This window comes from Cryobacterium glucosi (genome assembly GCF_004402235.1).
Taxonomy (GTDB): Bacteria; Actinomycetota; Actinomycetes; order Actinomycetales; family Microbacteriaceae; genus Cryobacterium; species Cryobacterium glucosi.
This window is the reverse complement of the sequence record NZ_SOFS01000019.1, coordinates 471,615-484,179: the sequence shown is the minus strand read 5'-3', so window position 1 is coordinate 484,179 and position 12,565 is coordinate 471,615. Positions and strand designations below refer to the sequence as shown.

Below are 12,565 nucleotides of genomic sequence, written 5' to 3'. Positions count from 1 at the left end.
GAAGGGACCGGCCAATGACGACCGCAGACTTACTCGGAAAGATAATCCAGGTAGTGGGGGCACTGGCAGCGTTCGCGCTTGTCATCGGTCTCCTGCTTTTCCTGATAGACAGGGCGCCCAAACGCGGGCGCGACTATTGGCAGCTGACTTTCTTCATCGCGCCCGCCCTCCTCCTGCTGCTTGCCGGTTTGATCTACCCGGCATTCCGCACCTCCCTCCTGGCGTTCACCAACAGTTCGGGTGCCTATGTCGGCGCCGAGAACTTCGTCTGGATGTTCACCCAGCCGGCTGCTTTGATCACCCTGGGCAACACCCTGATCTGGGTTGTCGTCGTGCCGACGATCTCAACGGCCATCGGCCTCGGCTACGCGGTCTTCATCGACAAGTCCCGGGGAGAGAAATACTTCAAGGCCCTCGTCTTCATGCCGATGGCGATCTCCTTCGTCGGTGCCGGAATCATCTGGCGCTTCATCTACGACTACAAGTCGGGAGGAAGCGACCAGATCGGCCTCCTGAACCAGATCGTGGTCTGGCTCGGCGGCCAGCCGGTGCAGTGGCTCCAGACCTCGCCGATCAACACCTTCCTCCTGATCATCGTGATGATCTGGATCCAGACCGGATTCGCCATGGTCATCCTCTCTGCAGCCATCAAGGGGGTCCCGACCGAGCAGATCGAGGCCGCCGAACTCGACGGAACCAACGCCTGGCAGCGGTTCACCAACGTGACGATCCCCGGCATCCGCGGCTCGCTCGTCGTCGTGATCACGACTATCTCGATCGCCACCCTCAAAGTCTTCGACATCGTGCGCACGATGACCGCCGGTAACTTCAACACGAGCGTCATCGCCAACGAGATGTACACGCAGGCATTCCGAGCCGGTGAGCAGGGCCGTGGCGCTGCGCTCGCGATCGTGCTGTTCCTGATGGTGCTGCCGATTGTCATCTACAACGTACGAATCATGCGCAAGCAGAGGGAGATCCGATGAGCGACAACGTAGTCGACCTGCCCATCGTCGGCACCAAGAAGAATGCCCTCGAGGTCGTCACCGTCGGCACCAAGTCGGCCAGGGTGAAACGGCGCCTCACGTCGCGCACGGCGACGGTCGTGTCGCTCGTCATCGCGATCCTGTGGACGCTGCCGACCTTCGGCCTGTTCGTGTCCTCCTTCCGGCCCGCCGGGCTGATCACCACGACGGGGTGGTGGACCATCCTGCAGAACCCGGGCTTCACGCTCGACAACTACAAGGAGGTGCTGCTCTCCACCTCGCAGTCCTCCCCGCAGCTCGGCGCGTACTTCGTGAACTCCCTCGCGATCGCGATCCCCGCCACGATCTTCCCCCTCGTGATCGCCTCGATGGCCGCGTACGCCTTTGCCTGGATCAAGTTCAAGGGCAGTGGCGCACTCTTCGTGCTCGTGTTCGCACTGCAGATCGTGCCCCTGCAGCTCGCGCTGATCCCGCTGCTCCAGATGTTCACCGCGATCCTGAAGCCCGGGCAGGAGGCGCTGCACCAGCTGATCCCGATGATCCCGGCGCAGAACTACCTGCCGGTCTGGATCGCGCACACGATCTTCGCGCTGCCGCTGGCGATCTTCCTGCTGCACAACTTCATCTCCGAGATCCCGAGCGAGGTCATCGAGGCAGCCCGTGTCGACGGCGCCAGCCACGGCCAGGTCTTCTTCCGGATCGTGCTGCCGCTCGCGGTGCCCGCGCTCGCGTCCTTCGCGATCTTCCAGTTCCTCTGGGTCTGGAACGACCTGCTCGTCGCCCTGATCTTCTCGGGCGGCACGCCGGATGTCGCCCCGCTCACGCAGCGCCTGGCCGAACTCACCGGTACCCGAGGGCAGGACTGGCAGCGCCTCACGGCCGCGGCCTTCGTGTCCCTGATCGTGCCGCTCATCGTGTTCTTCAGCCTGCAGCGTTACTTCGTGCGCGGCCTGCTGGCCGGCTCGACGAAGGGCTGACCAGGCCCGGGCATCCGCTCGAACAACACCTGTGCCCGTAACGGACACCTGTGCCCCGCGCAACGGGAACAGGTGTCCGGAGCGGGCACAGTTGCGTGCCCTGCAGGCGAGCGGATGCCGCTGCGGCGACGTTTAGGCTGGCTTCATGAGTGCAATGCACGGCCACGGTGGCGGGTCGGCCCCCTCCGGCCGGCCTGGACAGTACGGACGCCCGCGCGGGCGGATCAGCGGCGGTGACCCCGTCGCCCAGCGCGCCGAGAACGCCGAAGCACCGCGGATACCGAACCTCCTCGGCAGGATTGCCGCGCTGTTCGCGCCGCACCGCACCGCGCTCACTGTCACCGTCGTGCTCGTGATCATCAGCGCCGCGCTCTCGGTGGTCCCGCCTCTGCTCGTGCAGCGCGCATTCGACGAGGGCCTGTTCCCGCCGGGGGGAGAGCCCAACCTGCCCCGCCTCGCGACCCTCGTCGGGCTCATGATCGCGATCTACCTCGGTTCCCAGCTGCTCGGGGTGTGGCAGACCTGGCTCACCGCGAGTGTCGGCAACACCGTGATGGGCGCCCTGCGCGTGCGACTGTTCACTCACCTGCAGGCCATGGAGCTGAGCTTCTTCACCCGCACCAAGACCGGGATCATCCAGTCGCGGCTGCAGAACGACGTCGGCGGCGTCGCGAGCGTGCTCACGAACACCATCTCGAGCCTGCTCGGCAACGCCGTCACCGTGATCGCCGCGTTCGTCGCGATGCTCCTGCTCGACTGGCAGCTCACGATCGTCGCCCTGATCCTGATGCCGATCCTCGTGATCGCCCAGCGCCGCGTCGGCCAGGTCCGCGCCCGGATCGCGGCGAAGACCCAGGAATCGCTCTCCGACATGACCGCGATCACGCAGGAGACTCTGAGCGTCTCCGGGATTCTGCTCTCCAAGAGCTTCACCAGGCAGCAGGCCGAGATCGGCCGCTACTCGGACGAGAACGACAACCAGGTACGACTGCAGGTCAGCCAGCAGATGAGCGGCCAGTGGTTCTTCGCCATGGTCAGTATTTTCCTCTCGAGCATCCCCGCGATCGTCTACCTGGTCGCCGGCCTGCTGATGAGCAACGGTTCCGCCGACATCACCGCAGGCACGATCGTCGCGTTCACGACCGTGCAGTCCCGGCTGCTGTTCCCCCTGCTCGGCCTGATGCGGGTCGCACTCGACCTGCAGACCTCGAGCGCCCTCTTCGCGCGGATCTTCCAGTACCTCGACCTCGTCCCGGCGATCCAGGATTCCCCGGAGGCTCTCGCGGTGCCCGAGACCGGCCCCGCCACCGGTCGCGTCGAATTCGATGCCGTCACGTTCGCCTATCCGGATGCCGCCGGTGAGTCCCGGCCCACCCTCGACCAGGTCTCGTTCACGATCGAGCCCGGCCAGTTCGCCGCGTTCGTCGGGCCGTCCGGCGCCGGGAAGACGACCGTCTCCTACCTGATCCCCCGCTTCTACGAGGCGACGGAAGGGCGAGTCCTGTTCGGCGGCATCGACGTGCGCGATCTCGCCCAGCAGTCCCTCGTCTCCCACATCGGCATTGTGAGCCAGGAGACCTACCTCTTCCACGCGACGATCGCCGAGAACCTCCGCTATGCGAAACCGGATGCCACGGCGGACGAACTCGAGGCCGCCGCCCGGTCCGCGAGCATCCACGACACGATCGCGTCCTTCCCCGCCGGCTACGACACGGTCGTCGGCGAGCGCGGGTACCGGCTCTCCGGCGGCGAAAAGCAGCGTATCGCCATCGCCAGGGTGCTCCTGAAGAACCCGGAAGTGCTCATCCTCGACGAGGCGACGAGCGCCCTCGACGCCATCTCCGAGCGCGTCGTGCAGGCGGCACTCGACACCGCGTCCCGCGGCCGCACCACGATCGCGATCGCCCACCGACTCTCGACGATCGTCGCGGCCGACGTGATCTTCGTCGTCGACGGCGGCCGGATCGTCGAGAGCGGGACCCACGGCGGCCTGCTCGACGCGAACGGCGTCTACGCGCGGCTCTACTCCGAGCAGGTCGCGAGCCCGGGCGCCGTCTCGGGTGCTGTCCCGGCCGTGGCACCGAGCGCCCCTGTGATTCCGCCCCGCCCGCTCACCGACGAGCGGTACTAGAGTTGGAGGGTGCTCGTCCGTCTGAAGTGTCCGTGTTGTCCGGGTCGCTGACCGACCCCTGACGCCCCACCCCGATCACTCCTCGCCCGTCCCGTGCGTGAGCCCCAGGCCGCGCGGTGACATTCACGACACCTCGACGAAGGATCTTCCATGAAGATTGCAGACACCATCCTCGACCTCATCGGCAACACGCCGCTGGTCAAACTCAACAAGGTCACCGAGGGGATCGGCGCGACCGTGCTGGTCAAACTCGAGTACTTCAACCCGGGCGGCTCCGCGAAGGACCGGATCGCCACCCGAATCATCGATGCCGCCGAACGTGACGGCCTGCTGCTGCCCGGCGGAACCATCGTCGAACCCACGTCCGGCAACACCGGCGTCGGCCTCGCCCTCGTCGCGCAGCAGCGCGGCTACCGGTGCGTGTTCGTGCTGCCGGACAAGGTCGGCGAGGACAAGCGCAACGTGCTCACCGCGTACGGCGCCGAGGTCGTCGTGACCCCGACATCCGTCGCGCCCGACGACCCGGAGTCGTACTACAGCGTCTCCGACCGGCTCGCCAGGGAGATCCCCGGCGCCTTCAAGCCCAACCAGTACGCCAATCCGAACGGGCCGCTCAGCCACTACGAGTCGACAGGTCCGGAGATCTGGCGCGACACCGACGGCACCGTCACCCACTTCGTCGCGGGCGTCGGCACCGGCGGAACGATCACCGGCACCGGGCGGTACCTCCGCGAGGTCTCCGGCGACACGGTGCGCATCATCGGCGCGGACCCGGAAGGCTCGGTCTACTCCGGCGGCACCGGCAGGCCCTACCTCGTTGAAGGCGTCGGCGAGGACTTCTGGCCTGCGGCGTACGACCCCGCCGTCGTGCACGAGGTCATCGCCGTCTCCGACGCCGAATCCTTCGCCATGACCAGGCGCCTCGCACTCGAAGAGGGCATCCTCGTCGGCGGTTCGAGCGGCATGGCCGTGGTCGCGGCCCTTCGCGCCGCGGCGACCCTCCCGGCCGACGCCGTCGTCGTCGTGCTGCTGCCCGACGGCGGTCGCGGCTACCTCGGCAAGATCTTCAACGACAAGTGGATGCGCAGCTACGGCTTCAGCAACGCCCCGGCCGGGCACACCGTGGCAGACCTCCTCGAGAGCAAGACCGGCACCCTGCCTGCCTTCGTCTACGTGCACCCGATCGACACCGTGCGCGACGCGATCGAGGCCATGACGGTGTCGAGCGTCTCCCAGCTGCTCGTGTTGACCGCCAAGCCACCGGTCGTGATGGGCGAGGTGCTCGGCGCGATCGACGAGCGCCACTTGATGGAGCTCGTCTTCTCCGGCGAGGCGAAACTCACCGACAAGATCAGCGCCTACGTCGGCGATTCCCTGCCGATGATCGGCGTCAACGAACCCGTCGCGTCCGCCCGTGCCGCCTTCGCCCACGACGATGCCCTCCTCGTCACCGCCGATGGCAAGCCCCTCGGCGTCATCACCCGCCACGACCTCCTCACCTACCTCAGCGCCTGAGCGCCCACCACCAAAGGACCCACGGATGCCCAGCACCCCGAACTTCGACACCCTCGCCATCCACGCCGGACAGGAATTCGACCCGACGACCGGAGCCGTCATCCCGCCGATCTACCTGACCTCGACCTATGTGCAGGAGAGCATCGGCCATCTGCGCGGCGGCTACGAATACAGCCGCGGCGGGAACCCGACGCGCACCGTGCTCGAGACCCTGCTCGCCGCCCTCGAGGGTGGCGCGCACGGCCTGTCGTTCGCGAGCGGCCTCGCCGCGGAGGACACCATCCTGCGTGCCCTGCTCGCACCCGGCGATCATATCGTGCTCGGCAACGACGTCTACGGCGGAACGCACCGCCTGATCAACACGGTGCACGGCGCGGTCGGCATCCGCAACACGACCGTCGACCTGTCCGATCTCGCCGCCGTCGAGGCCGCGATCATTCCCGCTGAAACGAAGATCCTCTGGGTCGAGACGCCGAGCAACCCCCTCATGAAGATCAGCGACATCGAGGCGCTCGCCACGCTCGGGCACCGTTTCGGCGTCACCGTGATCGTCGACAACACGTTTGCGAGCCCCGCCCTGCAGCATCCGCTGGCGTTCGGCGCCGACGTCGTCGTGCACTCGACCACCAAGTACCTCGGCGGTCACTCCGACGTGCTCGGCGGGGCCCTCGTGATCAATGACGATGCGCTCTACCAGAAGGCGCAGTTCCTGCAGTTCGCCACAGGACCCGTCTCCGCACCCCTCGACGCCTGGCTCACCGTGCGCGGCATCAAGACCCTCTCGGTGCGGATGGACCGGCACTGCTCCAACGCGCAGGCGATCGCCGAACACCTCGACGGCCATCCAGCCCTCGAAGCCGTCTACTTCCCCGGCCTGCCGAACCACCCCGGCCACGAGCTCGCCAAACGCCAGATGAGCGGCTTCGGCGGCATGCTCTCGATCGCGTTCGCCGGCGGGGCCGCCGCTGCCCGCGCCTTCGCCGAGTCCACGAAGCTCTTCCAGCTCGCCGAGTCCCTCGGTGGCGTCGAGTCCCTCGTGAACTACCCCGCCGAGATGACGCACGCCTCGGTGCGTGGAACGGAACTCGAGGTCGCAGACAACATCATCCGCCTCTCCGTCGGTATCGAGGACAAGGCCGACCTGATCGCCGACCTCGACGCTGCCCTCGCCGCCGTCGCCCACCTCACCCGCCCCTAACGGATTCGGCTGCGGCCGGTGCGGGCCGCAAGTTGGCAGGAATTCGACGGAGTGTGTCACGTCTGCCATTTCGCCGGGGCATGGTCGTCCGGCAGCATAGGACCATGACCCAGCCGACGGATGCCCCCGTGAGCCCCGCCCCCACCGGCTCCGGGAGTCTGGGCCTGCTGCAGGGCACCGCGCTGTACATCGCCGCGGTCCTCGGCACCGGGATCCTGGTGCTGCCCGGACTCACGGCCGCTGCGGCAGGGCCGGCCTCCCTGCTCGCGGTTCTGATCGTCTTCGTGCTGTCCATCCCGCTCGCGGGCACGTTCGCCGCCCTCGCCGCCCGATACCCGGACCCCGGCGGCGTGGCGAGCTACGTCCGCACGGCCCTCGGCCAGACGTGGGCGCGGATGACCGGCTACTGGTTCTTCTTCGGCGTCGGCTTCGGCGCCCCGGTCGTCGCCATGCTCGGCGCGGAATACGTCGTCGCGATCCTCGGGGTGGAGCAGGCCGCCGTACCGATCGTCGCCCTCCTGATCCTTGTTCCACCGTTCGTGTCCAACTACCTCGGTGTCCGGGTCTCCGGAGCCGTTCAGCTCATCCTCACCGGAGCGCTGCTCGTCATCGTCATCGGGGTCGTCACCGTCGCCTTCCCCGCCGCAGAGCCCGGAAACTTCCAGCCGTTCCTGACTCACGGCTGGACCGGCGTCGGCGCCGCCGTCAGCCTGTTCGTCTGGGCCTTCGCCGGCTGGGAGGTCGGCACCCACATCGCGGGGGAGTTCCGCAATCCCCGCCGCGTCATCCCGGCGGCGACGGCGATCGCGCTCGTGGTCGTGGGCGCGGCCTACCTCGCGCTGCAGTACGTGACGGTCGCCGTCCTCGGCGGCGCTGCGGGAACGGGCGCCGTCCCCCTGCTCGCCCTCGTCGCCCAGGCGCCCGGCGGCGTCGGCCCGGTCTCGGTCGCGGTGATCGCAGCGATCGTCGCCCTCGGGGTGCTCAACGTGTACCTGGGCGCGTTCGCCAAGCTCGGCGCCTCGCTCGGTCGCGACGGCGATCTCCCGCTCTGGCTCGCCCGCGGCGTCGAATCGGGCGGCGTCCCGCGCCGCAGCCTCTCCGTGGTCGCCGTGCTCACCGGTGGGTACTTCACGATCATGGTGACGCAGCACCTGCCCCTGTCGGTCTTCATCCTGATCCACACGAGCTCCATGGTCGCGATCTACACTCTCGGCATGATCGCCGCCGTGCGCCTCCTGGACCGCTACAGCCTCGGCTGGTGGCTCGCAGCGGTCAGCGTGGCCCTCACCGGCGCGCTGCTCGTGCTCGCGGGCCCGAACCTCCTCGTTCCCGCCGTGCTCGCCCTCGTCGCCGTCGTCATCGGCCGGGTCAAGAAGCGCCGGACGAACCCCCTGCGCTCCCGTACACCCGAACATTCGCCCGGAAGCGCTCGCTCAACACGTCCCCGCCCAACCCGAACCGCCCAGGAGAACACATGACCGTCGCCCGTGCCCGCCTGATCGATCTCAGCCACACCATCCGGGCGGGCCTCGTGACGTACCCGGGGCTGCCGGCTCCCGTGATCGAGCCCTTCCTCACCCGTGCCGCCTCGCGCTCGGCCTACGCGCCCGGCACCGAATTCACCATGGACGTGATCACCCTGATCGGCAACACGGGCACGTATCTCGACAGTCCGTACCACCGGTACGAGGGTGGAACGGATCTCGCCGGCCTCGACCTCGATACCCTCGTCGACCTCCCCGCCGAGGTATTCCATCTGACGGATGCTGCGGCCCGTGGCATTCCCGCAGCGGCATTCGCCGAGCGAGGCTCCGGCCTGGCCGGTTCGGCCGTGTTGATCCACACCGGCTGGGACCGCCACTTCGGCACCCCGGAGTACAGGGCGGGGGCTCCCTTCCTGGCCGAAGACGCCGTCGGGTTCCTCGTCGGTGCCGGCGTCGCCCTCGTCGGGATCGACTCGCTCAACATCGACGACACCGAGGGGAGTGGGGAGAGGCCCGCCCATTCGGCCCTGCTCGCTGCCGGCATCCACGTCGTCGAGCACCTCACCGGGCTGGGGGACGTACCGGCCTCCGGCGGGACGTTCTCGGCGGTACCTCCGAAGATCGAGGGCTTCGGCACTTTCCCGGTGCGGGCATTCGCGCGGGTACCCGGCCCGGTCGGCTGAGGCCGGATTCCCGCTATGTGACGGTCACATCGCGCCTCCCCGGCGGTGCATACTGGGGGTGCGTAATTTCTTTGTGACCGTGCTCATAGACGAGGCCCCGATGACTGCTGAACTGCCCACTGGTCGGGCTCCCAGCATCCGGGACGTTGCACGCCTCGCCGGAGTCTCGCATCAGACGGTGTCGCGAGTACTCAACAATCACCCGAGCATCCGAGATTCGACCAAGGCCCGCGTGCTGCAGGTGATCGAGGAGCTCCAATACCGACCCAACCGGGCGGCCAGGGCGCTGTCGAGGGGGCGATCGCGCACGATCGGCGTGCTGTCGGCCTCCGGGGCCCAGTACGGCCCCGCGAGCAGCATCGCCGCGATCCAGGATGCGGCGCGGGAGGCGGGCTATTACGTCAACACCGCGAACCTGACCTCGGTCGACACTGTCTCGATCGAAGCGGCACTCGACCACCTGATGTACCAGTCGGTCGAGGGGATCGTGGTCATCGCCCCCCAGGTCCGCGTCTTCGACGTCCTCGAACAGCTCTCGATCGAGGTGCCGTATGTCACACTCCAGTCGACGGGCCGGCCCAATGACCACGCACTCTCCGTCGACCAGATCCACGGTGCACGACTGGCCACACGGCATCTCATCGACCTCGGGCACCGGCGCATCTTCCACCTCGCCGGGCCGCAGGACTGGATCGAGGCCGAGGCGCGGATGCGCGGGTTCCTGGAGGAAATGGGGGCGATGGACGTGCCGACGACCGCCCCGATCCTCGGGGACTGGACGGCGGACTTCGGCTATCACGCCGGGCGCGAACTGTTGCGGCAACGCGACTTCACCGCCATTTTCTCCTCGAACGACCAGATGGCGCTCGGGATCATGCACGCGGTCAGGGATGCGGGGCTCGACATCCCACGGGATGTGAGCATCGTCGGGTTCGACGATATTCCGGAGGCGCCACACTTCTGGCCGCCGCTCACGACCGTGCGCCAGGACTTCGCGGAACTGGGCCGCCGGTGCATCGCCCTCCTGCTCGGCACCATCGCCGGTGACGACCCGGACAAGTTCCGCGCACCGATCATTCCCGAGCTCATCGTCCGTGGCTCCACAGGGCCCCCTGCCTTCTGAATCCGGCGCGTTTCGGGTGGTTACCAAAACGCAACCAGCCACTTTTTCGCCCTGACTTGACAAGGACGCCCACTGCGGGCGTAGTGTGAGCACAGCGATTGTGACCGTTCACATTTCGTGACAATGTAAGTACGCACGTGAGTACGCAGACGGCCATGGCCTCAGCACCGCATGACAAAGGAGTCGAATTTCGTGATCGAGAACGCACAGGCCGCGCCCGCAGCCGACGCATCCGCCGAGATCTCTGTCATCGGAGGCGATCGCCGACCGAACGCCCTCACGCGCGGTGCGGGTATCTCCACCGGTACGGTGGCGTTCGCATGAGCACCTACGGACCCCAGATCGAGGTCGCGATCGCTCGCATCCGCGCCGATGTCGCCGACCTCCACGCCGAACTCACCCGCAACGGCCTCGTGGTCTGGACCGGCGGCAACGTCTCCGGCCGCGTCCCGGGCGCAGACCTCTTCGTGATCAAGCCGAGCGGCGTCGACTACGCCGACCTCGCCCCGGAGAACATGATCCTGTGCGACCTCGACGGCGCAGTGATCCCCGGCACCCCCGGCTCGGACCGTTCCCCGTCGAGCGACACCGCCGCCCACGCCTACGTCTACCGCAACATGCCCGAGATCGGCGGTGTCGTGCACACGCACTCCACCTACGCGACCGCCTGGGCCGCCCGCGGTGAGGAGATCCCCTGCGTGATCACGGCCATGGCCGACGAGTTCGGCGGCCCGATCCCGATCGGCACCTTCGCGATCATCGGTGACGACACGATCGGCCGCGGCATCGTCGCGGCCCTCACGGGACACCGGTCCCGGGCCGTCCTGATGCAGAACCACGGCCCCTTCACGATCGGCAAGGACGCCAGGGACGCGGTCAAGGCCGCGGTCATGGTCGAAGACGTCGCCCGCACCGTGCACATCGCCCGCCAGGGCGGAGCACTCATCCCGATCCCGCAGGCCGCGATCGACTCCCTCTACAACCGCTATCAGAACGTCTACGGACAAGCGCCGCAAGGAGCACTGAAGTGATGCCCGCTCTCTCCACCACTCTCGACCCCCACGATTTCGCCGCGATTGCTCGCACCGAGCTTCTCGTGACCGATAAGACCACCACCCTTCGGGATTTCACCCGCTAGGTGCGTTGGAACCAGGCCTACTACCGACTGGCACAAGGCCTGTAATCACATAGCAGCACCAATACAACTGCCATCAGAGTTGATAACAGATCCACGAAAGGTAATTCAGTGAAGACAAGTAAGGTCCTCGCAGGCATCGCTGCCATTGGACTCGCACTCTCCCTCGCTGCCTGCTCCGGCGGGCGTGGCGACACAGCCACCACCACCGCTGCAGCGGGCGCCAACGCCGGTGCACTTGTCGGCGTCGCAATGCCCACCAAGTCCAGCGAGCGCTGGATCAAGGACGGCGACGCTGTCAAGGCCTCCCTCGAGAAGCTCGGCTACAAGGTCGACCTCGAATACGGCGAAGACAAGATCCCCACCCAGGTCCAGCAGATCAGCAACATGCTGACGAAGGGCGCGAAGATCCTCATCATCGCGTCGATCGACGGCACCGCGCTCAGCGACCAGCTTGACCAGGCCGCAGCGGCCGGCGTCAAGGTCATCGCGTACGACCGCCTGATCAACGGCAACAAGAACGTCGACTACTACACCACGTTCGACAACAACGAGGTCGGCGTGCTGCAGGCCACGAGCCTGCTCACCGGACTCGGCGTGCTGGACAAGGACGGCAAGGACACCGGCAAGACCGGCCCGTTCAACGTCGAACTCTTCGGCGGCAGCCCCGACGACAACAACGCCACGTTCTTCTTCAACGGCGCCATCTCCGTCCTGCAGCCGTACATCGACAAGGGCGTCATCGTCGTCAAGAGCGGCCAGGTCAGCTTCACCCAGGTCGCCACCCTGCGTTGGGACCCGGCGACCGCCCAGAAGCGGATGCAGAACCTCATCGCGAGCACCTACTCCGACGGCTCCAAGGTCGACGGCGTGCTCTCCCCGTATGACGGTCTCTCCATCGGCATCATCTCGGCTCTGACGAGCTCGGGATACGCCACCGACAAGCTCCCGATCATCACCGGTCAGGACTCCGAGGCCGCTTCGGTCAAGTCGATCATCGCCGGCCAGCAGTACTCCTCCATCTACAAGGACACGCGCCAGCTCGGCGACGAGGCCGTGAAGATGGCTGACGACCTGCTCAACGGCAAGACCCCCGAGGTCAACGACACGAAGAGCTACAACAACAAGGTCAAGGTCGTCCCGACCTTCCTGTTCGCTCCGCAGGTCGTTACCAAGGACAACTACAAGGCCCTGCTCGTCGACACCGGTTACTACACCGAGGCCGACCTCAAGTAGGTTCTTCGCTCCACCGGCAGTGGCGGCGGGTCACCCCGCCGCCACTGCCAGCACCGAAAGCACCAGCACCACAACCACCACCCACCCTCTCTCCACC

At 67.1% G+C, this 12,565-nt stretch carries 11 protein-coding genes; all 11 read left to right on the top strand.

What is annotated here, in order from left to right; translation table 11 throughout:
- The first annotated feature begins 14 nt into the window (after positions 1-14).
- The 11 genes from E3O46_RS10815 (at position 15) to chvE (ending at position 12,468) form a co-directional block, all read left to right on the top strand.
- Positions 15-986 (top strand): carbohydrate ABC transporter permease, encoded by a 972-nt coding sequence (locus tag E3O46_RS10815; protein WP_134446746.1) that lies wholly within the window; start codon positions 15-17, stop codon positions 984-986.
- The gene (locus tag E3O46_RS10810) at positions 983-1,963 is read left to right on the top strand and encodes a carbohydrate ABC transporter permease (protein WP_134446748.1); all 981 of its coding nucleotides are present in this window, start codon (positions 983-985) and stop codon (positions 1,961-1,963) included. The genes E3O46_RS10815 and E3O46_RS10810 overlap by 4 nt, the downstream gene beginning before the upstream one ends.
- Before the next feature lie 154 nt (positions 1,964-2,117).
- Positions 2,118-4,094 carry an ABC transporter ATP-binding protein gene (locus tag E3O46_RS10805; RefSeq protein WP_134558086.1) on the top strand — a complete coding sequence of 659 codons (1,977 nt, stop codon included), beginning with the start codon at positions 2,118-2,120 and terminating at the stop codon, positions 4,092-4,094.
- A gap of 150 nt (positions 4,095-4,244) precedes the next feature.
- Complete coding sequence (locus E3O46_RS10800; RefSeq protein WP_134446750.1) at positions 4,245-5,609, top strand: cystathionine beta-synthase; 1,365 nt, start codon at positions 4,245-4,247, stop codon at positions 5,607-5,609.
- Between the two features lie 25 nt (positions 5,610-5,634).
- Positions 5,635-6,807, top strand: a complete 1,173-nt coding sequence (locus tag E3O46_RS10795; protein ID WP_134561683.1) for a cystathionine gamma-synthase — start codon at positions 5,635-5,637, stop codon at positions 6,805-6,807.
- 104 nt (positions 6,808-6,911) lie between these two features.
- Positions 6,912-8,285 carry an APC family permease gene (locus tag E3O46_RS10790; protein WP_134561682.1) on the top strand — a complete coding sequence of 458 codons (1,374 nt, stop codon included), beginning with the start codon at positions 6,912-6,914 and terminating at the stop codon, positions 8,283-8,285.
- Positions 8,282-8,974 (top strand): cyclase family protein, encoded by a 693-nt coding sequence (locus E3O46_RS10785; RefSeq protein ID WP_134446756.1) that lies wholly within the window; start codon positions 8,282-8,284, stop codon positions 8,972-8,974. The genes E3O46_RS10790 and E3O46_RS10785 overlap by 4 nt, the downstream gene beginning before the upstream one ends.
- Before the next feature lie 100 nt (positions 8,975-9,074).
- Positions 9,075-10,097, top strand: a complete 1,023-nt coding sequence (locus E3O46_RS10780) for a LacI family DNA-binding transcriptional regulator (RefSeq protein WP_134446758.1) — start codon at positions 9,075-9,077, stop codon at positions 10,095-10,097.
- A gap of 192 nt (positions 10,098-10,289) precedes the next feature.
- Positions 10,290-10,421 (top strand): hypothetical protein, encoded by a 132-nt coding sequence (locus tag E3O46_RS18870; protein WP_255454105.1) that lies wholly within the window; start codon positions 10,290-10,292, stop codon positions 10,419-10,421.
- Positions 10,418-11,128: an L-ribulose-5-phosphate 4-epimerase gene (locus E3O46_RS10775; RefSeq protein WP_134446760.1), complete on the top strand. Its 711-nt coding sequence runs from the start codon at positions 10,418-10,420 to the stop codon at positions 11,126-11,128. Before E3O46_RS18870 ends, E3O46_RS10775 begins: the two co-directional genes overlap by 4 nt.
- Before the next feature lie 215 nt (positions 11,129-11,343).
- The gene (gene chvE, locus E3O46_RS10770) at positions 11,344-12,468 is read left to right on the top strand and encodes a multiple monosaccharide ABC transporter substrate-binding protein (RefSeq protein ID WP_134446762.1); all 1,125 of its coding nucleotides are present in this window, start codon (positions 11,344-11,346) and stop codon (positions 12,466-12,468) included.
- Positions 12,469-12,565: the final 97 nt, after the last annotated feature.